17 protein-coding genes and 1 tRNA gene are annotated in these 24,850 nt (G+C 51.4%); 13 read left to right on the plus strand and 5 right to left on the minus strand.

Annotated elements, in window-relative coordinates; genetic code table 11:
- Positions 1-10: 10 nt before the first annotated feature.
- Positions 11-1,345, minus strand: a complete 1,335-nt coding sequence (gene miaB, locus Q0Y46_RS00945; protein WP_297943808.1) for a tRNA (N6-isopentenyl adenosine(37)-C2)-methylthiotransferase MiaB — start codon at positions 1,343-1,345, stop codon at positions 11-13.
- Between the two features lie 216 nt (positions 1,346-1,561).
- On the opposite strand from miaB, the gene Q0Y46_RS00950 reads away from it, so the two are divergent.
- The 5 genes from Q0Y46_RS00950 (at position 1,562) to Q0Y46_RS00970 (ending at position 6,363) form a co-directional block, all read left to right on the plus strand.
- Positions 1,562-2,221 carry a hypothetical protein gene (locus Q0Y46_RS00950; protein ID WP_297943811.1) on the plus strand — a complete coding sequence of 220 codons (660 nt, stop codon included), beginning with the start codon at positions 1,562-1,564 and terminating at the stop codon, positions 2,219-2,221.
- A 206-nt stretch (positions 2,222-2,427) separates the two neighbouring features.
- The gene (locus tag Q0Y46_RS00955) at positions 2,428-4,104 is read left to right on the plus strand and encodes a hypothetical protein (protein ID WP_297943814.1); all 1,677 of its coding nucleotides are present in this window, start codon (positions 2,428-2,430) and stop codon (positions 4,102-4,104) included.
- 29 nt (positions 4,105-4,133) lie between these two features.
- Complete coding sequence (locus Q0Y46_RS00960) at positions 4,134-5,435, plus strand: tyrosine-protein phosphatase (protein ID WP_297943817.1); 1,302 nt, start codon at positions 4,134-4,136, stop codon at positions 5,433-5,435.
- Positions 5,436-5,489: 54 nt separating this feature from the next.
- Positions 5,490-6,221: a hypothetical protein gene (locus Q0Y46_RS00965; RefSeq protein ID WP_297943820.1), complete on the plus strand. Its 732-nt coding sequence runs from the start codon at positions 5,490-5,492 to the stop codon at positions 6,219-6,221.
- A 68-nt stretch (positions 6,222-6,289) separates the two neighbouring features.
- Positions 6,290-6,363, plus strand: a tRNA-Pro gene (locus Q0Y46_RS00970).
- A gap of 35 nt (positions 6,364-6,398) precedes the next feature.
- On the opposite strand, the gene Q0Y46_RS00975 is transcribed toward Q0Y46_RS00970, so the two are convergent.
- A complete protein-coding gene (locus Q0Y46_RS00975) occupies positions 6,399-8,165 on the minus strand; it encodes a diguanylate cyclase (protein ID WP_295682923.1) in 1,767 nt (588 codons plus the stop codon).
- A 5-nt stretch (positions 8,166-8,170) separates the two neighbouring features.
- On the minus strand, positions 8,171-9,649 hold the full coding sequence (locus Q0Y46_RS00980; protein ID WP_295682926.1) for an extracellular solute-binding protein: 1,479 nt from the start codon (positions 9,647-9,649) through the stop codon (positions 8,171-8,173).
- A gap of 146 nt (positions 9,650-9,795) precedes the next feature.
- Here Q0Y46_RS00980 and Q0Y46_RS00985 point away from each other — a divergent pair, with 146 nt between their 5' ends.
- Positions 9,796-10,206, plus strand: a complete 411-nt coding sequence (locus Q0Y46_RS00985; RefSeq protein WP_297943824.1) for a hypothetical protein — start codon at positions 9,796-9,798, stop codon at positions 10,204-10,206.
- 58 nt (positions 10,207-10,264) lie between these two features.
- Positions 10,265-10,705 (plus strand): DUF3332 family protein, encoded by a 441-nt coding sequence (locus Q0Y46_RS00990; protein ID WP_295682931.1) that lies wholly within the window; start codon positions 10,265-10,267, stop codon positions 10,703-10,705.
- A gap of 69 nt (positions 10,706-10,774) precedes the next feature.
- Here Q0Y46_RS00990 and murA read toward each other — a convergent pair whose 3' ends face one another.
- Positions 10,775-12,052 carry a UDP-N-acetylglucosamine 1-carboxyvinyltransferase gene (gene murA / locus Q0Y46_RS00995; protein WP_295682934.1) on the minus strand — a complete coding sequence of 426 codons (1,278 nt, stop codon included), beginning with the start codon at positions 12,050-12,052 and terminating at the stop codon, positions 10,775-10,777.
- Between the two features lie 2 nt (positions 12,053-12,054).
- Complete coding sequence (locus Q0Y46_RS01000; RefSeq protein WP_297943828.1) at positions 12,055-12,807, minus strand: RDD family protein; 753 nt, start codon at positions 12,805-12,807, stop codon at positions 12,055-12,057.
- 74 nt (positions 12,808-12,881) lie between these two features.
- Here Q0Y46_RS01000 and rapA point away from each other — a divergent pair, with 74 nt between their 5' ends.
- The 6 genes from rapA to mutS all read left to right on the plus strand — a co-directional run bounded on the left by rapA (position 12,882) and on the right by mutS (position 24,672).
- Positions 12,882-15,812 carry an RNA polymerase-associated protein RapA gene (gene rapA, locus Q0Y46_RS01005; RefSeq protein ID WP_295682938.1) on the plus strand — a complete coding sequence of 977 codons (2,931 nt, stop codon included), beginning with the start codon at positions 12,882-12,884 and terminating at the stop codon, positions 15,810-15,812.
- A gap of 101 nt (positions 15,813-15,913) precedes the next feature.
- Complete coding sequence (locus Q0Y46_RS01010; protein WP_297943831.1) at positions 15,914-19,234, plus strand: hypothetical protein; 3,321 nt, start codon at positions 15,914-15,916, stop codon at positions 19,232-19,234.
- Positions 19,235-19,249: 15 nt separating this feature from the next.
- A complete protein-coding gene (locus Q0Y46_RS01015) occupies positions 19,250-20,140 on the plus strand; it encodes a hypothetical protein (RefSeq protein WP_297943834.1) in 891 nt (296 codons plus the stop codon).
- A 53-nt stretch (positions 20,141-20,193) separates the two neighbouring features.
- Positions 20,194-21,333: a glutamate 5-kinase gene (gene proB / locus Q0Y46_RS01020; RefSeq protein ID WP_295682946.1), complete on the plus strand. Its 1,140-nt coding sequence runs from the start codon at positions 20,194-20,196 to the stop codon at positions 21,331-21,333.
- Between the two features lie 22 nt (positions 21,334-21,355).
- Positions 21,356-22,060, plus strand: coding sequence for an SMC-Scp complex subunit ScpB (gene scpB, locus Q0Y46_RS01025; RefSeq protein ID WP_173843222.1), 705 nt, complete (start codon positions 21,356-21,358; stop codon positions 22,058-22,060).
- Positions 22,060-24,672: a DNA mismatch repair protein MutS gene (gene mutS, locus Q0Y46_RS01030; protein ID WP_297943837.1), complete on the plus strand. Its 2,613-nt coding sequence runs from the start codon at positions 22,060-22,062 to the stop codon at positions 24,670-24,672. Before scpB ends, mutS begins: the two co-directional genes overlap by 1 nt.
- The last annotated feature ends 178 nt before the right edge of the window (positions 24,673-24,850 follow it).

Genomic DNA, 24,850 nt, shown 5'->3' on the forward strand with positions numbered 1-24,850 from the left:
CAATCATCCATTATCCATTATCAATTATCAATTTCCCTCTAATCGTCCATCCTCTAATATCATCCAATTTCACTTTCACGTAGTCGCCAGGCTTCACGATTTGGCCAACTTCGGGCTTGAACACCACTTTCTTGAAGTTGTCGGTGCGGCCGCGCAGTTCCGTCTCGTCGCGCACGGAGTTCTTTTCAACTAGCAGTTCCTCGGTGCGGCCGAGCATCATCTGGTTACGCTTGAGCGTGATGGCGTTCTGCAGTTCCACGAGGCGCGTGTGGCGTTCGTTCTTTTCCTGTTCGGTGAGCGTTTCCGCTTCCTTGTACGATTCCGTGCCCTTGCGCGGGCTGTAGATGAACATGAACGCAGAGTCGAACTGGCAGGTCTCAAATGCTTTGAGAGTCGCTTCAAAGTCTTCTTCCGTTTCGCCCACAAAACCGCAAATCACGTCCGTCGAAATCCCGTAGAATGGGTCCTTGCTGCGCAACTGCTCGATAATCGAGAGGTACTGCTCCATGTTGTGCTGGCGGCGCATCTTCTTGAGCATCGCGTCGGAACCGCTCTGGATAGGAATGTGCGCGTAGTGGCAGACTTTCGGGTTGTTCAGCAATACGTCGATGAGTTCGTTCGTGTAATGCCTCGGGTGCGGGCTCGTAAAGCGGATGCGGCGGATGCCGCCGATTTCGGAAACCTTCGTGAGGAGGTCGGCAAAGTTGCCGCCTTCCGTCTTGTAGGCGTTCACCGTCTGGCCGAGGAGCGTCACCTCGGTAATGCCCTTGTCGGCGGCCTTGCGGACTTCGGCGAGCACGTCTTCCATGTCGCGGTATTTTTCCGGCCCGCGAAGATACGGCACAATACAGTAACTGCAACGCTTGTTGCACCCGCGCTGGATGGCGACGAACGTGCTGAAGTCGTTCTGGAGCTTCGCGTATTCGCCCAGGTAGTTCTCGCTCAGGTCTTCGTCGATGAACATCTTGTGGTGCGTCTGGTGCAGCGGGCTCTGGGCGTCGCCGAGCAGCAGTTCCGGGATTTTCTTGTACTGGTCCGGACCCACGATGTAGCTCACGTTCGGGAGGCGCTTCAAAAGTTCCGACCCGCGATTCTTGGCCATGCAGCCGCACACGACTACTTTCACGTTGGGGTTCTTCTTGTTCAGGTACTTGAGCTTGCTGATGTTCGCGATGGCGGTTTCCTCGGCCTTTTCACGCACGCTGCAGGTGTTCACGATGATGAAGTCGGCATCTTCCTGGTTGCTCGTCTCGACGCAACCGCTCATGTCGAGTTCCTGGGCGATCATCGCCGAGTCATACTCGTTCATCTGGCAGCCGTATGTGGCCAAGTGGTATTTTTTCATGTATGTAAATTTAGTAAAAAAAGAGGGGGAGGAGTCCCCCTCGCTGTAGCCACGGCTCAGTCTGCACCGCACGCGAACAAGGGCTCGGCCTTCGGCCTCGATTGTTCGCTTAGCGGTCAGGCTATCGCCGTGTCTGCCGCTACCCCTACTGCGGGGACACCCCGCAACGCCCTTTTTTGAAAAAAATATATTTAATTGTGAAAAAGGAATAACTCTATGATTGATGTTCAAAAGTACAATAGACTCAAGGAAATAAACAAGAAATATGGCTATGGAAGCTGGGCTCTTTGGCCCCCAAAGGATAATTCTGAGGAAGGGGATGCAAAGAATAAAGATGTTTCTTTCTTTGATGAGAGAGAAAAAAGTGGTGAATTGTTTAATCAATTGACGGACAAGGTTATAATGCTTGCCTTAAATCCATCTGGAAAAAATAATGGGATGAAACCACGTCTTTGGGAAAATTTCCGTGGTGGAAGGTATGATCAGCGTATTTTTATGCTTGTGAAAAAATTTGAAAAACTTAAATTGGAAGGGTGCTATATTACTGATCTTTTTAAGGAAAAAATTGGATCTTCTTCAAAGGACGCAGAAGAAAAAATTTATAAATGGAAAAAAGAAGGAATATTGAAAGAAAAAGTAGAACCATTCATTAATGAATTGAACACGATTGGCTTAGATAGCTTGGATTGGATAATTGTGTTTGGGAAGGGAACGACATATAGGTTGTTGATGAATCTTGTTGATGACGGTTTTTTTTCAAAAGAAATTGAAGATAAAGTTAAATCAGTGACTCATTACTCATTTCGGTATATGAATGATGATAAATATTTGAAATGCGTTGAGGAACAATTGAAAGAGCAAAGAGTGCTTGTGTGAATTAGGCGAAGTTGTAATCTGATATTTGCTTCATTGGTCCTTTTTCATAGTTTTCATCTCTACTGGCGGGCGCCCATCAGCAAAATGGCTTTTTTGTCGCTTTCTAGCCGATTTTTAAACCAAAAAACGGTCTTGCTGTATAGCATTTGTTACCTTTTCCAATAAAAATTATTGGAAAATTTGACTTTTTCTGATAGATTTAAATTATGATGGAACTCTTTAGCAGATCTCTTGGGAAGATTCTTCTGATGACCGCAGCGGTGCTGTTTGTCGCTTGTGGCGATGATGCGAGTAGTTCCGGCCCCGAGGGCGGCGAAAGCAGTGCGGTCGAAGAATCGAGTTCTTCGGATGTTGCGCAGTCGAGCTCGTCGACAAAAAAAATGTCCAGCAGTTCTTCAAAAACCGAGGCCACTTCGTCGAGCTCGTTGCAGGCTTGCTCTTCGAGCTCCCGCAATGGCGAAAAAGACACTTCTGCGGTTCATGCTGCCGACACAACTAAAATTACCTATGCCCTCAAGCGTTTTGACGGCCCGCTTTCTAACCCGCACAAGGGTTTCACGGTCCCGACCGAAGGCCTGTGGACTTTCGTCCCAGAATTCGAATATGGGCCTTACGGTTCCTTGAACAACAAGGCGTGGGACCTTATCACGTACGGCTCCGGTTACCAGAAGTGGAACAAGTTGAACCCGGCAAAAGGCGTTTACGACTGGACAGAACTGGAAAAACTGCTGAATGGTTTGGCCGAGCACAACATGGGCTACGCCTTGCGTGTGCTGCCGTATTCCCCGTCATTTGTCAAGGGTGATGATACTCCTGAAGAAGAGTATGACTGGACGCCGTCTTTTGTTTACGAATCGGGAGCAAAGAAGGTCACTGCTACCGTACAGTGGAACGGTTTCCATGCCACTGTTCCTGTCTGGGATGACTCGGTCTACCTGTACTATGCAAAGGAGTTTGCGAAGGCGCTGGCCGAAAAATATGATGGTGACCCGCGTATTGAATACATCGATATCCGCACCTTTGGTGAATGGGGCGAGTGGCATGCCTCACACCTAGACGGCAGCGAAATGCCATCTGATTCGATAGAGATGGATTTGCTGGATTACTACGCCTCCGTTTTCAAGAAGACTCAGCTGGTGTTGCCATCCAGCGGCATGGGCGATGTGTATACGCATGCGCTTAAACTCGGCATTACCAAACGTGACGACGGATTCATCGGTATTCCCGGCAGGCCGGATTCACTGGTGCGTGCCTACGAGGCCAACTTGCCGACTATCGCCGAGAATATCGCCGGCTATACCACGATGTTGAATTACACCGACGTGATTCCTGGAGGCTATTTGAAGTGGACTCCGCAACGTTGGGTAGACGCGATTACTACGGCCCACTTGACTTACTACGTGCTGGACCAGGACAGCGATTGCGGTTACAATTTTTACAAGGACAATAAGGCCCTTGCCGATTCCATGAGCAAGGTCATCGGATACAATTTCACCGTTGCAAAAGCGGAACTGGTTACTGTCGCAAGTGCCAAGGATACTACAAGCACGCTGAACATTACCGTCGAGAACACCGGCGTGGCACCCTGCTTCTTCGATGTCTACATGGTGGCGGAATTCGTGGATAGTACTGGCAAGGCTCTCGCCCCAATTGGCGAGACCGTCCGCATTCCGAAGGCTACCTTCAAGGACGGCAGTTCGCAGGATTTCTCCTTTACGTATAAAACCGCTGCGGGGAAGGCGAATATCGCGACCCAGCCGGGTGTTTCCGTGGCCCTTTCGCTCTACGAAAGCGAAGATTCCTTCAAAAAAGGCCAAAATCCGACTGTCCGCTTCGATAACGACGGCCTCTTGGAAAACAAGAAACTATTGTTGAATCCGTAAACGCACATAAAAAAGTATATTCAAGCATTATGCACTGCGTCGTAAAAATTTTCCTGTGGACGGTCGCCTTTGCCTGTATGGGCATTGTCGCTTGTGGCGACGATGATAGTAGCAGTTCCGCTCCTATGGGTGGTGAAAGCAGTTCTGTCATCGTTGAAGAATCAAGTTCTTCGATAGAGCTTTCTTCTAGTAGTTCTGTTCTTGAAAATCTGTCCAGTTCTACAATTGATTCGTCGGAATCTACGGAAAAAGTTGCCGCAAAAGAAATTACCGAGATTTCGACGACGGTCATAGAAGACACTTTGGATTTGTTCTATTACGGTTGCATGAATCTCAATTTCAAAGCGGATTCGTTCTTGACCATATTTGAACGCGGCGACCTCGTTACGTTGATGGTGGACGGCTACGACACGCTCGATGTACCGGTGGTTGGGTACAGAGGCGATGTTTCTGTAGGAGAATATCTTTTAAGTGTCGGTGATGCTACAGGTTTTGTTACGCTGGAGGTCCTTAATGGAGACCCGGCAGAAGCCATTGGTATTGGTCGCGATGTCAAATTCCCGATAAATGTTACTGTGAAAATGAAGGAAAAGGGTGGTTATGTCAAATATTTGGAGATGCGTCAACATCTGACGATGTCGTATTATTTGGAATCGTATCCGACTCTTTCCATTGAGGAATTTGCGAATTTCAGGATGGTGAATACGACGGGAATGGGCGAGGGGGTGTTGTATCGTTCGTCAAGCCCGATCGATGCGTCGCTGGGCCGCAATCTATATGCGGATTCCTTGGCTAAGGTTGCGGGGGTCGCGACTTTCGTGGATTTTGCCGAAGTCATGGAAACGGCCATGACATACAGGGACTTTGCCGATTCCTATTATGCGACGCAGAATGCGATTTTCCTTGGCGTTCCTCCGGCATTTGTGAACAAGGTGTTCAAGGATGCGCTTGTCAGGGGGTACCGCTTTATGATTGAACATGAGGGCCCCTACCTGTTGCATTGCACTTATGGCATGGACCGGACAGGCTTCTCGATTGCGGTGCTCGAAGCGCTGATGGGGGCGACGGCCGCCGAAATCAAGGCCGATTATGCAAAGACCTTCATTAACTATTGTAGCGTGGTTGATAACGTGCAGGTTGCCTTGACTCAGGACCAGGTGGATTTGCTTAAGGATATTATCGCCATGAATCTGCGGAACTCGTACCATACGGTGGGTGTCGATATCTCGGATTTCGATAATGTCGACTTGGCGGCTGCAACAGAGAAATACCTAGTTGCACTTGGTATGGACCAGGCCGAAGTGGATGCACTTAAGAATCGCTTGAAGTAAACCCGCTTGCCCTTGAATTTGAACTTGTAATAATTTTTTTTGTATATTTAGCGCATGAATTTCAATTTTTTTAAACCGTTTGTTTTTGCTGCTCTTGCTTGCGCATCGGCGTCTTTTGCGGATGATGCAATTCGTTTTGTCCCCGAAACTTACCCCATCGGTTATGTGAACCAGGGCGATGTCAAGCACATTGTTCTCAAGGGTGCGAATGTGTCGGGCAAGGACATCAATCTCGAGAATGCCTTCGGACAAGGTATCGGGATGACGAATTTCAAGTATCCCACCAAAATTGCCAAGAATTCCCCGGTCACTATCGAATTCGATATTGACTTTTCCGAAATGGAAGGCCAGGTCAACCCGGTCGTCGTTATGGTCGGTACGGATGGCAAACCCTATACCGCCAAGATGGACGGTTTTGTCGTGGCTCCGTTCTTCTTTAGCGAAAAGCTCTTTGATGCAGGTTACTATGCCAAGGGCGAAAAGCGCGAGTGGACGTTCTACGTGTGGCAGACCGACAAGAAGGACAGGCCGGACTTGGTTCTGGATTCGGCAAGTCTCCGTGAGTTCTCGATGAAATCGAAAAATGTCATGCTGAATGTGGACAAGATTGACCAGATTAAGGAAGGCGGAAAGGTCCCCGGCGTAAAGATTACGCTTACGACGAAGGGTTTCTTGCGTGAGGGTTGGGAACTCAAACAGCAGAGTATTCGCAAAATTGTGGCGTTCAAGAGCAAAAAGTTCCCGAGGGCGACTCCCGAGGTGCTGATTGTGGGTTATTGGAAGTAAAATTTCGTTTTTTTCGGGGCTTCACCTTGAAAAATTGCGAAATTTAACCTAAATTTGACGCCGACCCACGGGATGTAGCTCAGCCTGGTAGAGCGCTTGAATGGGGTTCAAGAGGTCGCTGATTCGAATTCAGTCATCCCGATAAAAGACACCGCTTAACGAAGCGGTGTCTTTTTGTTATGGGTTGAACCCCTTTTTTGTCCGTTTGTTCGCTTTTTGCTCTTCGGCGAGTTCTATGGCGGCAGCCCTGTAATCTTCTTCGGTTGTACGGCTGGGGTCCCAGATGATGACTCTGTTCCTGCCAGAATCTTTACCTTCGTAAAGGGCCTTGTCGGCGGTCTGGATGCTCCGGCTCGCTCCGAGTTTCGGGTCGAAGCGGGTTACGCCAAGCGTAATCGTCACCTTGATTTTGTAGTCGGCGTACATGAATTCCATGTTTTCAACCTGCTTGCGGAAGCGCTCCGCCACCACGGCGGCACCGTCTAGGTCGGTTTCGGGGAGGAGGGTCAGGAACTCTTCCCCGCCATAGCGAGCCAGCACGTCGTAACGGCGCAGGAGCCCGCGGATAGTATGCGCCACTTCCTGGAGCACCTTGTCGCCACAGCTGTGGCCGTAAGTATCGTTGATATGCTTGAAGTGGTCTATGTCGATGAATATGAAACAGAACGGTTTCTTGGAACGCTCGCTGCGGCCAATTTCGTTATTGATGGTCCTGTTCATGTCGCGGCGGTTCGGGAGCCCCGTCAGTTCGTCCGTTCTCGAAATGATGTCCAGCTTGGCGTTCGCGATTTCAAGTTCGCGGGTGCGTTCCTTGACTTCTTGTTCCAGCATGTTGCGGTGGGCGTTCAGTTCGCAGATTTGCCGTTTGATGGTGGCGTGCATGGTGTTGAATGCTTTTGAAAGCTGCCCGATTTCGTCGTCGCGCCGCCCGACGTTGATTTCGTCGATATCCAAGTCGCCGTTGTTGATTTGCTTGATGTGCGAAATGAGCTTGTTCATTGGCCGGCCGAGGATGAAGAACAGCCAGATAGCCGTGAACAGCAGTGCGATGATGGATGCTACGAGAATGATGATGCTTGACGTGATGACCGCCGTGACGAGGTTGTTGATTTCGGCTTGTGGCTGGAAGGCGAACAGGCCGAGGTCGTAGTTCGGGTCGTACACGTAGTTGGCAAGGTAGGTGTTCCCGTCGTTCAACGTGATGAACGTTGCCGTCTCGATTTCGTAGGTCTTGGGGTCGATGTCGTTGATGCCAATTTCAGAAATTTTGTGAATCCCGTTGAGCCATTTTTTCAGGTTGGGGTGGTAGATGATTTCCCCGTTGGCGTTGATGGCGACTAGGAACCCGTTTTGCCCGATATGGTGCTCCGAGAAAATTTTCCAAAGGCGCTTGGACGAAAAGTTGCCGACTAGGCTTCCGTCACCGGAGGTAAGGTCTGTGACAGCCGTGCCGAACGCTCTTGTGGGCGTGTTGTTCTCGTCGCGGTACCACGGCGATATGAGGGGGCGGTGCGGAGTTATCCTGCTGAAGTCGATGGGGTAGGTGACTTGGGCCGAGGTCAGCATCGAGTTGTCGCAAATCATCTTCTTTTCGCGGTCGAAAAGCGATACGGTTTCGCCGGAAATGAACAAGGAAGAAATGTTGTAACTCTTGAGATAGCTGGCCGCCGTGTCGTGAATCATGCTCTGGATGGCGGATGTCTTGGCGAGTAACTCGAGGGTGCTGCCGAATCGCTGCATCTCGCTGTGGGCAGACATCGATGCCTGTTGCAGCAGGCTAGAATTGTTGTTGTGGCTCCATTCGAATATCAGGCTGAGCTGGCGCTGCGTGAAGAACGCCGTGCCCGCAACGACAATCAGCGACATGGAGACAATCAAGAGGACGATGCTCTTGAAGATGATGCTCTTGGAAATCCGGATTGTCTTGAATTCGTTGGCAGCCATAGTTCTTATTTCTTCCTTTTGCGTTTATAGGCGGATGCAAATCCGAATATGAACAGGATGGCGAACAGCCATGGCGCTATGCGCAGGTTGTTCCGGATGTGATCTGTGTTCGTCGCCTCTTTCGGTTGTTCGGGCTCTTCGGTCGAGTCGAGGATTTTCTTCCAGAGGGTCTGGAATTCGGCGAGCGTCATGACCGAGGTCCCCTTGTAGCCGAGCCTCTTGTTTATTTGTTCGGTGTACTCCATGAAAATGTTGTAGAGTTTTTCGTCGGAGTAGAGGGCGGGAATTTCAAGCTGGTCCCATACCGCACTGAACATGACCACGAGAATTTGCTCGATATCGCCCCATTCCGGGATGGTCGTGTAGGTGCGCCCTGTTTCGAGAGCCTTGACCATTTCTGTGTAGGCGGAATCTTCGGACCAGGTTTCCAGAACTTTCACCGATGTGGGGAGGAATCCGATTTGCCGTGTGTAGGCATCCAGGTTTTCGTCCTGTGTCAGGTACAGGAGCAGGTCTTCGGCTTCGGGGCGGTTGTTCTTTGCTGGGATGGCGAGGTTGCTCCCGCCGACAAAACTGACGCTGCCTTCTGTGCCTAGCGGGATGGGGAAGGCTTCTACGCCGTCGGCCCCGATGCGCGCGTTCGAAAGGCCGCCCTGGTCGCCGAGGAAGCGCGTCTGCGTGATGATTTCGGCGGTGCTGATAATGAATGCCAGTTCGCCGTTGTTGAACAGCTGGGCAATCTGGGCCGAGTTCATCTGCAACATTTCGGGCGAGACGAGTGTGTCGAGGATGAATTTCAGGTAGCGGCCAATACCGAGCAATGTCTGCTCGTCTAGGATGTTTGCCTGCCATTTGCCGCTGGAATCTTTCTTGAGGAAGTCGCCGCCGTTGCTCCAAACCCAGGGGGCGAAGTTATGGGTGATATTCCAGTCGCTTTTGCCCGGGAGAGCGTAGGCTTTCACCCTGACTCCGTCGTCGAGCGTTTCTTTGGAATCGTTTATCTTGCGCACGGCTTTCAGGAACCCTTGGTATGTCGCGATGGATTCCTTGGTGATGCCGTTTTTCTTGAGGATGCGCTTGTTCCCGAGGACGGGGCGGATATCGATGAACCACGGGATGGAATAGATTGTCGTGTCGGAATCGATATGCGTCGTGCTCCAGCTAATCGGTACGAACCGTTCGGGCTGGATCTGGGGCAATAGCTTGTTGAGTGGCTTGATTTCGCCACGCGAAGCGAAATAGGGGACCCATGTGGTGCCGAGTTGCAAAATGTCGGGGGCCTTTTCTCCAGATTCGAGCGCCGTGGAAATCTTGTTCCATGCATCGCCCCAGTCGAGAACTTGGATTTGGGTGGGGATTCCTGTTTGCTGTGTGAACTGGGAGAGGGTCTGTTCGAGTTTTTCTTTCGGGGAGGCTCCGTTCGGCATGATCCAAACCGTGAGTGGCTGTACAGATGCAAAAGCCGTCGGTATGGCGAATGCCATGAAAGCAATAAATCTCCCAAAAAATTTTGTCATAGGGTTTTACCTTTTGTGCGTGCGCGTTTGCCTGCGGGATTCCTAAATTGTAAATTAGTATAAAAAACCGGAGAATGAACTAAAAAAAAAGTTTAGGTTTCCGTGGAGGTGGAATGCTCGTTGCTGTTGGAATTGTAGAATATGGTGACCGAGTCCTTGTGCGTAGGCGGTTGCCGGGGTCGCCATATGGCGGTACATGGGAATTTCCGATGACTCCTATCGATTTTGGCGACACAGTGGAGCATTCTATAGAGTCGTGGGTGTTTGAATCGGCGGGTTTACGGGCCCATTCGGGGCTTCCTGGGCCTGCTTTTGACTGTAAATCGTTGCCTGGGTGCCGTTTTTTCCCGGTGAAGATGCTTCCTGAATCTCCCAAACTCGCCACAACAGGTCCGAACGTTTGTAAGTGGTTGAAAATAAAGGACTTACGTAGAATAAAGATGTCACTGCCGAGTGTGATGTATGTCAAACAAAATGAAAAAATAAGCTTTTTATTCAAAAAAGTATGCTTAAAAACCCCATAAAAAAATTTTTTAGTTATATTTTGGAACATTCAAACAACATATCTTCAAGGAGCAAAAAATGAAAAAAAGTATCTGCACTCTTCTCTGCGCCGGTGTTATCATGCTCACTGGTTGCTATGGTTCTAACGCTTGCTTCAACAAGCTTCACAAGTGGAATGGATCGCTTGGCAACAAGTGGCTGAACTCCATCGTCTACTTCCTCGGCTTCTGGATCTTCCCGGTGTACGGGATCTGCCTGTGGCTGGTCGATGGTCTCGTTCTCAACACGGTCGAATTCTGGACGGGCTCCAATCCGCTCGCTTCCGGCGATTCCTACTATGAGAAGGATGCCCAGGGCAACTCCGTTGCTGCTGTGAAGAACGCCGACGGTTCTATGTCTGTGGAACTCACCACTGCAGAAGGCCAGAAGGCAAACCTCACTCTCCAGCGCGATGAAAACGTTGTCCGCGCTTTGGACGAAGAAGGCAATCTCGTTGCCCAGTACGAAATCGAAAAGTAATTTCGATTAGGAAATATGAAAAAGGACGGATTCTTCAATCCGCCCTTTATTTTTTTGTTTAATCTGTTTTTATTCGTCGGCAGCGTCCGGATTGACGCGCTTGACGGTTACGCCAATCTTAGCCATCTTGGCTTCGAAATCCTCGTAGCCACGGTCCAGGTGGTAGATACGGCTGATGGTTGTTTCGCCCTCGGCCATCATGGCGGCGAGCACGAGGGCCGCACTGGCGCGCAGGTCGGAGCCCATGATGTCGGCGCCTTCGAGTGGGAGCCCGCCCTTGATAGTTGCCGTGTTGCCGTTGAGCTGGATGCTCGCGCCGAGGCGTTCGAGCTCGGCGACGTGCTTGAAGCGGTCGTTGTAGACGGTGTCTTGAATGAGGCTGTTGCCCGGGACTGCAAGGAGGGTCGCCATGAGCGGCGCCTGCATGTCGGTGGGGAACCCGGGGAAGGGCAGCGTGGAAATGCTGATGGGCTTGAGTTGCACGTCGCGGGCGTCCACCTCGGCCCAGTCAGTACCGGTGGTGACTTTGCAGCCGATTTCGCGGAAAGCGTCGAGTGTCGACGCAATGTGTTCCGGGATGACTTTAGTGACTTTCACGCGGCCGTGGGTGATGGGGGCGGCGCACAGGAACGTGCCTGCCTCGATGCGGTCGGGGATGGTGTTGCCATTACCGGGGCGGAGACTCTCGACGCCTTGCACGGTGAGCGTGCGCGTGCCGCGGCCCTGGATCTTGGCTCCCATGTTGGTGAGGTAGTCAATCAGGTTGTCGATTTCGGGTTCGAGGGCTGCGTTCTGGAGCACACTCACGCCCTTGGCGAGGGTCGCGGCCATGAGGACGTTCACCGTCGCGCCCACGCTTGAAATCGGGAAGTTGAAGTTGCCGCCGGGCAGGCGACCTTCGCAAGTGGCTTCGACATAACCGTGTGTCACGGTGATTTTTGCGCCGAGCGCCTCGAGGCCCTTGAGGTGCAGGTCCACAGGGCGCGGGCCCCAGGCGCATCCGCCGGGGAGCGAGACGCGGCAGCGTCCGAAGCGGGCTACGAGCGGACCGAGCACGTAGAAACTTGCGCGCATGGTCTTCACGAGTTCGTAAGGGGCTTCGAGGTGGTCGGCACCACGGGTGTCAATCTTGAGAACGTGGCTCCCTCCGCTGATGCGGCAGCCAATGACGCGCAGCACGTCGGACATGGTCTTCATGTCTTTGAGGTGCGGGACGTTCGTGATTTCGGATATACCGTCGGCAAGGAGAGTCGCCGCCATGACAGCGAGAACGGCATTCTTTGCACCAGAGATTTCTACTTCGCCGTCAACGGGCCCTTTGACTTGGGGGACGACAAACTGATCCATAGTTATTTCTCCGTGATTTGTATAGTCTTGGGTGTGTTATAGACAACGCATGTACTTGCGATAAAGTCGTGGAGGCCCCTGCGCTTGGGGTCGATGAGGACGGTCAGGTAACCGAGGCAGTAGAGCATCATGCTCATGAGGCTTGCGATGTAACGGATGATGGATGCGAGCCACGTTATCTTGTCGCCTTTCGCAGTTTCGACATGAATCCGGAAAAGCATCTTGCCGATAGTCGCTCCGTAAAGGGCGTGCAGTACGACGAAGTAGACCGTTTGCAATAAAAGCGATATCGTAAAGAACAGGTCCATTCCGGGCGCGTTAAAAATCGCATTCATGGTCTCGATGGAGGGGCTGCTCGAGAAGGCATCGGTGGCCTGCGTCAGTTCTTGGAGGTTTATGGTCCCTGCGCTGCACAAGACGACAAAGGCGATAATCCCGGCGAAGCCGAGAAGGATTGTGTCTACGGAGAAGGCGAGACCGCGGACGAAAAAGCCAGCGTAGTGCTTGGTCAATACTTGCTGTTTGAGAATCTCGTTGATGGTCTCTTGAAGGATCTTGTCCTGGTTCGCTTCGTTCTGCTCTATTTCGGCCTTGGCTTCTTTCCAGGTTGTCCAAGATTCTTCGCCGCTGTGCCAGACCAAAGTAGAATTCGTTATCTTGCCTTCCTTGACAAAATTCTGGATTTCCTCGATGGAAAAAGGGCCTTGCCTTCGTTCGCCGTCAGTTATGCTTTCGTCTATGTAAAACCATTTCATATTCTGCGTATAATTTAGCATTTCCAACGTCGGGGGTATGCCGAAATTACCAAAAAAAACTAAATTGGGGCAATATGATAGTATTTGTGCCCGGCCAGCGTTTTATTAGCCAACTGGAACCCGATTTAGGATTAGGAATTGTCACCGAAATTCAGGGAAGGACCGTCAAGTTTAATTTCCCCGCAGTAAATCAATGCCGTATGTACAGGACGGATAGCGCTCCTGTCGACAGGTACGTGTTGCAACCGGGAGAGACCGCCAAGAGTGAAAAAGGCGTGTCGTTCGCGGTGGAGTCTGTTCGCGAAGCGGGCGGACTGATTGTCTACGTGGGCCGTGCCGGTCGCGAGATGAAGGAATCCGAACTGAATCCCAAGGTCACGACTAGGCCAGCAGACTTTTTCAGGGCACTCGCCAACAGCGAAACCTATTCTTGCAAGGAATTTGCCCGCCGCGAAAGTGCTATGAAGCTTTCGTGCAAGTGGCAGTCTTCCATAGTGCGCGGAATGATTGGCCCGCGTGTGGACATGATCCCGCACCAGTATTACTTGTGCTACCGAGCCTGTTCAAGTTCCAGCCTGCCGAGGCTCATGCTCTCCGACGAAGTCGGCTTGGGCAAGACTATCGAGGCCGGTATGATTTGGCATGCGCTCCGGGCCCGCAATAGGGTTTCCCGCACGCTGATTATTGTTCCCGAAACCCTGAAGCACCAGTGGATGATCGAAATGAAGCGCCGCTTCAACCAGTTGTTCACCCTGGTCGACGAAGGTTACGTCCGTGGCCTGTTTATTTCTGTGGACAAGGAAGACGAGAAGCCGAACCCGTTCCTGCAGAGCAACGACATTATCTGCTCTATTGACTTCTTGATGGAACAGCCCGCCCTTATCGAGGATTTGCTCAAAACCAATTGGGACATGACTATCATCGACGAGGCGCACCACCTGGTTTGCGAAGACGGCTTTACCAGCCGCGAGTACATGCTCGCCAACGCGATTCTTGCAAAGTCCAAGGGAATCCTTTTGCTGACGGGTACTCCGCTCCAGCTGCATCCGGAATCCCAGTTTAACCGACTGCGCATGCTGGACCCGGCCCGCTTCTCGGATTACAACGAATTTATCAAGTCCCAGGAATCTTACCGCAAGCTCGTGAACGACTTGAGCAAGTTGCCGACGGACCCGAATCACCACATGAGCTGGGACGACCTTTACGAATCTGTCCCGAAAAATTCTCCGATCCGTCCTTGGCTCGAACAAGAAAATTCGAAGAGCATGCCTGCCGGGGAATGGATGCGCCGCATTGTCGACGCCATGGGCACAGGCTCGGTCGTGTTCCGCAATACCCGCAAGGGCGTAGGCGGCTTCCCGAGCCGCGTCCTCGACGAAATCCGCCTGGAACCGGATCCCCGCTACCGCGAGATGGTGAATATCGCTGCCGAGAAAAACCTGGACGCTTCGACCGATATCCAGGAAAACGGCCTCCTCTGTACTCAGTATTCCGATGCCTGGAGCATGGACGAGCGCTTTGTGTGGCTGAAGGATTTCTTGAAAGAATACAAGAACGAAAAGATTCTCCTGATTTGCGAATCAATCGATGTCGTGCTCGCTTTGGGCCAGTTGTTGACGGATTATCTAGGCGAAGGGACGTTCTCCATGTTCCATGAAGAAATGACCATCATGGCGCGTGACAAGGCTGCTGCGTGGTTTAGCCGCCCGGATGGAGCGAACCTCCTCATTGCATCTGAAATCGGTTCCGAAGGGCGCAACTTCCAGTTCTCGCATCATTTGGTGCTTTTTGACTTGCCTTTGGATGCCGCTTTGGTGGAACAGCGCATTGGCCGTCTCGACCGAATCGGGCAGACGAAGGATATCGTGGTCCATGTGCCCTATGTCGCTGGTTCTGGCCAAGAAGTCATGTTCCGCTGGTATAACGATGGCCTGAATGCCTTCGGTGCTCCGCTCATGAGCGGGGGTGAACTGTTCCTCAAGTACACGGACAGCCTTATCGAGGCATTGGCCGACCCGCAGGGTTGCCTCAAGAAATTTGTCGCGAACGTCATTCCTCAGGTGAAAAAAGATTGCGAACAGATGCGCAAGAATATCGAGAAGGGCCGCGACAAGTTGCTGGAATTCAATTCCCGCAATCCCGAAAAGGCTAAAGAAATTACGGATGAAATCAGGCAAATTGACGAAAATCCGGAACTCCAGAATTTGATGGTGGAATCCCTCCGCGACAGGGGCCTTTACGTGGAACCGAGCGCAATCCCGAATTGCTGCGTCGTGACCATGGGGCCGCAGGTGGAGGCGGGAACCGTCCCGGGCATGCCTACGCAGGGAATGGTCGCTGTTGCCGATGCCGAAGAAGAACAAGGCTCGGAAAATATTTCGCTTACGGTGACGTTTGACCGTGCGACGGCAATGATTCACGACGAAATTGATTTTGTCAGCCTGGAACACCCTCTTGCCCAAGGCGTCATTGACTTTGAAACCGGACTTTCCCATGGTGCCATAGCCAGCTGTATTTGGCAGAACTCGGGTATGCGCGGGCTCTTGATGCAGTACAACTTCTTGGTGGAATTGCCTGTTCTCGAGGAATGGGGCGTTGCCGATATTGCCGGGCCCAAATACGTGAGCGTGGTGATTGATTCCAAGGGAACGGACCTTTCTAACTTGGTGGAACAGCTGCAAGGCGCCCAGTTCAAGGATGTCGGTGTGCCGCAAGGGAATTCCGCCGTGGACATGACGCTCAAGTTCTTTGCAAAGGAAGGCTTTGCTGCCGCTCGCCGTATAGCGATGGTTTCGGCCAAGGAATATGCGGAAAGTGCTTCGGCTGCTGTCGAAGCAAGGTGCGAACAGGAATACCAGCGCATGAACCACTTGCTGACTATGCGTGGCAAGGGAGGTAACAGCGCTCAGCTCCAGCAACTGCGCAAGAACGTGCAGGAATGGAAGAAGACGGTTTCGAACCCGCAAATTCGCTTGGATGCAATCCGACTGCTTGTTTGCAGGTAGTACAACGCTTTTTTATTTGTATATATAAAATTTCTCCTTTTTCTACAAAATAAGGCTATATTTTGCGTGGCCTTTTTTGGACTTTATTGGAGGAATTGTTTATGAATAAATGGCTTTGCCTTTTCGTACTTTTTTTGTCGGTACTTTCTTTTGGACAAATCACTGTCGAAGTGAACGATGAGCAGGTCTACAATGCGTCAATGCTTGGCTTGCGCATGCGCGTTGTCAATAATTCGGGGCAAAGCTACGATAACGTAACGGTCGATTTTTACTTGAAAAAGAATCCTTCCGAGACGTTTGCCTTGGATTCCTACTACACGGAAGATTGGACGATTTGGATTGCGGAACAGTCTGGCGAAAATGTCATCATCCGTGCAACGATCCCGCATTTGGGGGCAGGGACTTCTCCGAATTCCAGTGGAGTGAGCGTTGGAATCCACCGCACCGACTGGCAGCCCATTTCTAAAACGAGTGCCAATGGATTCCCGTTGGGTTCAACCTTTACGACCGCCCTCAACTATAATGTATTCCAAGGGAATAACTTGATTGGCGGAAGTTCTTATATCGATCCGAGTTTGATTGTCCCGAGTCTTCGTTTTGTGGGGTTGCAGCCGACGCCTTATGGAAATATTCCTTCTTGGATAGAAATAGAAAACTATGGAACGACTCCGGCTAATTTAAGCAACATATCACTAAAATGGGCCACAAGTACGGGGACTAGCTCGAGCTCGGTATCGAGTGCTGTGTTGGAACCTGGTAAAAGGTTGCGAATCTGCCCTACTCAGTTAAATTGTCCGGATGACGATCTTGTTGCTGCTGTGCCTATGTTGCAGGACGTGCAAGGGGAAATTCTTCTCCGCTACAATACAACAATCATGGACTATTTGTCTTGGGGCTATAATGATGGAGTTCTAGCTTCAGATGCGCGGTTGGCGAATATTCAATATTCAAGGATTCGGTATGATTTTGGGTTCTACGATGAATATTGGCATAAGGTTGAACCTGGTATATTTTACAAAAAAATTGATGGAAAATGGTACAGCTATACGCCGGACTATGATGTGAATACGACGGATGTCCCAGATCCGATTGCGTACCATAATGAAGAAACGATATGCTTGGACTCCCCTGAAAATCCAAAATCGAAAAGAAACGTCCGTTTTGCTTGGCATCCGGTAGAAGGGGCGATTGGTTACAAATTGACGATAATAGAATCCGTGAGTGGGGATACTGTCTACAATGGAATGAAACATCGCGCTTATTATGATAAAGAATTGGAAGCGGGAACCTACGAATGGAGTGTCCGTGTTGTTTTTTGGAGTGATAAATACTCTGTGAGCAATCCATGGATAGATCACTATACCATTTGGAAGAGAAAAACTGTAAAGATATGCAATGATTTTAGCGATGAACACTATTTGCGAGTTCCTCAGTATGCAGTTCATAAAGATACGAGGATGCTTGTCCCTAACTGGGGGGAATTAGCGGAATTCCCAGAAATTTCATGGGACCATCCAGATGTATTTGTCTATAATCAAATCCCTTATGATAGTTACTTGTTCTTGCCTCGTCCTAATGATCTTTTCCTTGAGGTGTCTTGGCGTTGTTGGGTTGCAGGAGCTCAAATGCTTAATCATTTCTATAAAGGCAATTTGACTCAGGATGAGATAAAGTTCCATGGTAAGACGTCCGCTTTTGAAGATATTGAAATTAATGGGAATCACTACTCAAAACTTGAAAAAGACAAGATTGCGGGCGCATTTGGCTTAGGTGGGGCTGGATCGGGGGCTACTGCTGAATTGTTTGCCGTATTGATGTGGGCTTTGAATATAGAAGACCAATCCCAAATGGATTATTGGAGTACAGAAAAATGGGACTCGGAAGGAAATATTTACGATGAAATGGCTAGATCACTGACTGCAGATGATGTAGTGCCCTATATAAATGCTGGGCGCCCCATGTATGTTGGCCAAAATTTTCCGCGACATATAATGATTTTGGATGGTTACAGGTATTCAGGGAACGAATTCCAAATACATTTGGTGAATATATCCAATGGTGGAGAAGCGGAATGGGTTCCTAGCAGCAGTTACTCCATGTGCCTTTATATTGTTCCTCCAATTGTTTCTAATCCGAAAATGAGTGATCACCGTGTTCACATTGATTCTGATGGCGACGGTATTGTTGATTTTGACGAAGTGGAACGTTTTAAAACAAATCCCTTCAAGAAAGATTCCGATGGGGATGATATTGATGACAAGGTAGAAATATTCTCTTATACGATTAAGGAAGAATTTGTATCAAAAGAGACGTGCTTCAATCCTAAATCGGGATATGATGAATCTGTTGATGCCCATATAGGGGATTATATGAATCCATATGATGCATTGTTATGTCGTGTCGAAAAATATGCCGATATTGATGGTGATAGTGCTCGTGCCGAATTGGATGTGGATTCGGACCATCCGAATAATGACGGACTTCCAGATGGAGCCGAAGATTTGAATCATAATGGTTACGTGGATAACGGTGAAACGGATCCATATAATATTTCGGATGATTATTCTGCGAATTTCAACCCGGTGGAAACGGTTGAGTGGGATGCCCCGAGTCTCGTGGGTATATATGCCTTTAATGAAATCAATGTCGGAAATAATGTGACTTGCAATTCCGGAATGCATGGATATTGCCAGATTGCCTCTGAATATGCCTTGCCGTATGCAGTTTCTGTAGGCGTAAATTCCACGGTTGGGGATATTTTCTCGAAGGGAAATATCCAATTGCAAAACAATGCCCATGCCGTTGGTGATGTGCACATTTACTCTTTGCCGACAGCTTCGGTTTCTCCGGTTTTGTCTCAGGGAGCCTCTGTGACTGGAACAACGAGCGAGCATTATTTGGGTGAATGGCCCTATCTTGTTTCTGATGATGCTCACCATTCCTTGGATGGCAAGGAATTTTGGAATAATCTGATTGTCAATATGGGAGAAACGTTCGTTTTAAGTGGTGGTGAGTCGTATGGAAGCATCGTTGTGCATTCTGGTGGCACTCTCAAATTGGGAACCGGCACGATAAGGGTCGGAAACATTACCTTGAATGCCGGAAGCCGTCTGGAATTTATGAATCCGGGGCGCGAGACGGTGATTATTGCCGATGGAAACGTCATTTGGAATCCTCAAATTGTGAATTCGGACTTGCAAACCGTTGCGAAAGGATTTAAATTGATTGAGTACGCTCCTGGCTCTATCCATATTGAAGGGGATTGGGCCGGTACGATTCATGCTAGGTGGTGTGAATTGACTTTGGGTCAGGGCAAAAAGACCGCGTATGGTTCGTTTGTTGCTAAAAAGGTTAATCTGGGAGAAGGACTGACTATCTATCGGGTACATTTCAGTCCAATCCCATTGACGGACATGGTTTAACAAAGAAGGCGCAGCATGAAACCAATATTGATGTGCATCGTTTTCCTCGCCGCCTCGGCGTGGTCCAGCGTAAACCTTATTTGGACGGAGTTCCAGTTCGAAAAAGGGTATTTGGAAGTAGACACTGCAAAGATTTGCAATGTGGATACGACCTATATCAACTGCTCGCAGGACAGAGGTCTTGCGTACTATTCTACGATGGACACCACTTTCGCTGTGCTTTTCAATCCGTTAATCACAAAGGCGCAGCTTTTTAAATCCTTGAATGTGGACGAACAAAGACAAGCCGCCGCGGGATATGATTTCAAGATGACGGCAGTTCTGCGTTATGAGTTTATGAAGTGGCAGGAGTGGGGTATTATCAAGATGACAAAGGATAGTGCCCAACGTTTGCTGGATCGTATCCTACCGGAAGCGAGAGATATTCAGGGACGTAAGATTATCCATAAAAAGGTTTGTGACGAGGAAATGCTATCGGCATGCCAGGGAGAGGTTCTTTGGGGTGGGAGTGGTTCACCTGGGCTTACCGAAGAGGATATTTCGCGCCTCCCTCAAAAAAAAATTCTAGCAGAAATAGCGGAACCCGCTCCGGCAGACACGTCGGCAAAAGATCCGGTAGGTGAGCAGCCGAAGGACACTTCTGCCTCGGTGGGTGAACAACCGGCAGACACGTCTGCTTCGGTGAGTGATTCTTCGGGGGCTGCCGCGGATACTTCCGAGAAACCTTTGCGGATTTTTGAGCCGGCGGAATTTCTTGTGGAATCCGTTATGCCGGGAATGCGGTATCGCGTATTTGACTTGAACGGAGTCTATCTCTACGATGGTAGATGGCAGGGAATTTTCAAGGCGCAGGGTAAACCGGTTCTCGTCCGGTTTGAGAATGGCCAAACGGCTGTTTTCCGCTAGTTTTTCTGCGTCAACTTTTTTTGTCGCGCTGATACATTCTATTTTTTATTTGTATGAGTGAACTTCGTAAGAATATTTTAGATGAATCCCGCCGTATCGTGGTGAAAATCGGGTCCCGTATTTTGGTGGATTCCGAGAAGGGCGGTGTTCGTACTCGCTATATCCAGAAACTTGCCGATTCCGTTGCCCGCCTTATGGAAGCGGGCAAGGAAGTCGTGATTGTCACAAGCGGCGCCGTGGGCACCGGCATGAGCCAGCTGGGCTACAAGGAAAAGCCGACGGTGCTTGCCGAAAAGCAGGCCTGTGCCGCCGTGGGCCAGATCGACCTCATGTACGCTTACCGCGAAATGTTCCGCTGGATGCAGCTCTCGGTGGGGCAGATCCTTTTGTCTGCCGACGACTTCCGCGACCGCACCCGCTACAAGAACTTGCAGAACACCATCAAGGCTATGCTGGCGCGCAAGATTGTTCCGATTATCAACGAGAACGATTCGCTTGCTGTCGCCGAAATCAAGGTGGGCGACAACGACAAGCTTTCGAGCGACGTGGCTTTGTTCCTCGATGCCGACTTGCTTTTGATTTTCACGGACGAAGACGGCCTCTTCGACGACAACCCGAAGAAGAACCCGAACGCCCGATTGTTGCGCTTTGTGCCCGAGATTACGCCTGCCGTTCTGGCCCTTGCCGGCAAACCTGGCGAGACGGGTTCCGCGGTGAGCACGGGCGGTATGCGCAGCAAGCTCGAAGCTATCCGCAACGTGACGAAGAGCGGCTGCAACGCCTTCCTCGCGAGCGGCATGAAGGTGTTGCCGCACCAGGTGCTTTTTGAAAATGCGCAGGGTACGCTCTTTGTGGGCTCCAAGAAAAAGCTCAACAGCCGCCAGCGCTGGCTCAGCTTTATCACGACTCCGCGCGGGGCCGTGGTTGTGGACGAGGGCGGCGTGAAGGCGTTGCGCGAAAAGCATTCTAGCCTGTTGCCCGTGGGCGTGTGCGCCGTGAAGAAGCATTTCGACAAGGGCGACCTGATTGAAGTCCTGAGCCCGTCGGGTGATGCGGTCGCGCGCGGTGTCGCCGGATTCGACAGCGAAACGCTGAAGCTCGTGCTGCACAAGAAAACGGCGCAAGTGCATGAGATTCTGGGCGCGGATGTCCCGGACGAACTCATCCACAAGAACGACCTGGTCGTGTTCTAGTCATTATAACTGAAAGGGAATCATGGAAGAAAACCAGAACTTAGACGATTTGGCCGAGGAATCTGCGGAACTCCCGAAAGTGGAGAGCCGTGAGGACTTGGCGAGAATTATCCAGGCGCTAGTCTTTGCTTCGCCCGATATTGTGACCCTGAAAAAATTGCGCGAGATTCTCGGCGATTTCTTGGACGCGCGTACCGTCGCGGATGCGCTGATTCTGGCGAACGATTCCCTGAACAAGATTAATGCCCCGTTCGAGATTGTGGAACAGGCCGGAGGCTACCGCTTCCGCACCCGTGCCAAGTATTATCCGTGGGTCCGCAAGCTTTTCCCCGAGGCCAATGCCAGGCGACTTTCCCAGGCGGCGCTCGAGACGCTTGCCGTCATTGCTTACCAGCAGCCGATTACCAAGGCGGCCATCGAACAGGTGCGCGGCGTGTCGTCGGCGGACGGCCCGATCCGCAACTTGCTGGACAAGGGTTTTATTGCGCTGGGCGCACGAGCCGAGACTGTCGGCAACCCCTATACCTACGTGACCACGCAGGAATTCATGAAGTATTTCGGAATCAACCGCATTCCCGAAGATTTGCCGCGCCTGCGCGAGTTCAGCGAACTTCTGGAAGCGGGCGCTCTGGTTCCGCAGTACGCGAAGCAGGAGTCCGAACCCGAAGTGATGGCTCCGCCCGAAGAGAATCCTGAACAGGTGGAACTGTCCATGGGGGATGCGTAATGGCCGCAACCCCGTTGATGCAGCAATATTACGAGATAAAGAAACAGAATCCCGGCTGCATATTGTTTTTCCGCATGGGCGACTTCTTCGAACTTTTCGAGGACGACGCCGTCATCGCCTCCAAGATTTTGGGGCTTACGCTCACGAGCCGTAACAACGGCGCCGCCGGGGCCACGCCCTTGTGCGGGTTCCCGCACCATGCTGCCGAGCGCTACGTGCCCAAGATGGTGGCCGCTGGCTACCGCATCGCTATCTGCGAGCAGGTCGAAGATCCGAAGCTCGCGAAGGGGATTGTCAAGCGTGATATCGTCGAGATTATCAGCGCGGGCACCGCGATGAGCGAATCGAACTTGAACGCGAAGGAGGCCAATTTCCTTTGCTCGTTCATCCCCGAAAAAGACGGCATCTCGTTTGCGATTGCCGACGTGACGACTGGCTACCTGGCGGCTTGCAAGAGTTCGCAGCAGGCGTTCGAATGCGAGTTCTGTCGCCGTATGCCCAAGGAAGTCGTGGTGCCCGAAGGGACCGTGATTCCCTCTGGCGTGATGGACTTGATCCGCTCCGAGAATATTCTGGTGACGGAACTGCCGGCTTTTTTGTTCGGCGAAGATGCCGCGAAGGACGTTCTGTTCTCGCATTTCAAGGTGGAGGCCCTTGACGGGCTCGGCCTTGACGGGCGCATTGCCGAAACGCAGGTGACGGGGGCCTTGCTCCAGTACCTGATGGACCAGAAGAAGTCCGAACTTTCGCATTTTACGAACCTCGAGATTCTGAATCTCGACGACTACATGACGCTCGACCCGAGTACGCTCAGGAACCTGGAACTGGTGCGCCCGCTGAATGCCGATGACATCAGCAGCACGCTCTGTTACGTGCTCGACTTCACGGTGACGGCGATGGGCGGGCGAAACCTGAAAGACTGGGTGAGCCATCCGCTGATTTCGGTGGACCGCATCCGCGAACGCGAGGAAGCTGTCGAGGAACTGGTGAACAATCCGGTCGCACTCGACGAACTCAAGGAATCGCTGACGTCCATCCTCGACATGGAACGCCTGATGGGCCGTGTGGGGGCCGGACGCGCGAATGCCCGCGACTTGGCGGGCATGGGCCGTTCGCTTTCGCAGGCGTCCAAGGTGGCCGATGTGCTCGAGGGTTTGCGTTCCCCGATTTTTGAACCGATGAGAACGGCCCTCATTGCCGCCCGAGGCCGCGGCGAAGAACTTTTGAGCCAATTCAACGACGACCTGCCGCTGACCGTACGCGAGGGCGGCATGATTCGCGCGGGTGCCAATGCGGAACTCGACGCGATGAACGCCGATATCAAGGACCGCCGTGAATGGATTGCTTCGCTCGAAGTCCGCGAACGCGAACGCCTTGGAATCTCGAGCCTGAAGGTCGGTTACAACCGCGTGTTCGGCTACTACATCGAAGTGACCCGTGCCGCGATGGCGAAGGCCACGAGCCCGATTCCCGACGAGTACATCCGCAAGCAGACGACGGTGAACGCCGAACGCTACATCACTCCCGAGATGAAGGAATGCGAATCAGTCATCAGCAACGCGGAAGTGAACATCCATGCGCTTGAATACAAGATTTTCTGCGAACTGCGCGAGCGCGTGAATAGCTGGCGTGCCGAACTGCAGGAAATCGCGAACGCGATAGCCCGTGTCGATACGCTTTACAGTTTTGCCCGTGCCGCGCGCAAGTACAACTACGTGCGTCCCGAAGTCTTTGAAGGTTCGGGGATTGAAATCAAGGGCGGGTTCCATCCGGTGATTGTCGCTGTGAATCCGGACCTGGACTTTATACCGAACGATGTCTCGCTTTCGCCCGAGGCGACGCGACTCATGCTCATCACGGGCCCGAACATGGCTGGTAAATCGACTTACCTGCGTCAGACCGGCTTGATTGTGCTGATGGCGCAAATCGGATGCTTCGTGCCTGCCGAAAGCGCCCGCATCGGCGTGGTGGACCGCATCTTTACGCGTGTAGGCGCGAGCGACCGCCTGAGCCGTGGCCTCTCGACGTTCATGGTCGAGATGATCGAGACGGCGAACATCTTGCGCAATGCGACATCGCACAGCCTCGTGCTGCTCGACGAAATCGGTCGCGGGACGAGCACCTTCGACGGACTTTCTATTGCCTGGGCGATTGTCGAAACCTTGCACGACGAACCGGCCCGCGCTGCGATCACGCTGTTCGCGACGCACTACCATGAACTGACCGGACTCGTCGACAGCCTGGAACATGCCGGGAACTACCAGGTGGCTGTCCAGGAAAAGGGCGACAAGCTCGTCTTTTTGCACAAGATCTTGGCGGGTGCCTGCGATTCGAGCTACGGCATTCACGTGGCCGAGATGGCTGGGCTCCCGAACAATGTGCTGCGCCGAGCCCGCAAAATTTTGCTGCGCCTCGAAAAGCAGAAGATTGACCCGAGCGACGGAGCGACGCACAAGAAACTCATGGAAAAACCGCAGGTCGACTTGTTCGCACCTCCCGACGAATCCACGCAGTTGCTCAAGGAAGAAATCCGCCGCCTGAAACCCGAAGAAATGACCCCGCTCCAGGCACTGCAATGCCTGACCGAACTGAAGGAGAACTATGGAAAATAGTGTGAAGTGTGTAGTGTGGAATGTGTAATGTGTAATGAAAATCACCTCACACCCCACACCTCACATTACCCCTAACCACTAATCACTAACCATTTCTCTCAAAACTCATAACTCAAAACTCATAACTCAAAACTCACATTACCCCTAACCACTAACCACTGTTTACTAACCACTGTTT

Source organism: uncultured Fibrobacter sp., assembly GCF_947305105.1.
Taxonomy (GTDB): domain Bacteria; phylum Fibrobacterota; class Fibrobacteria; order Fibrobacterales; family Fibrobacteraceae; genus Fibrobacter.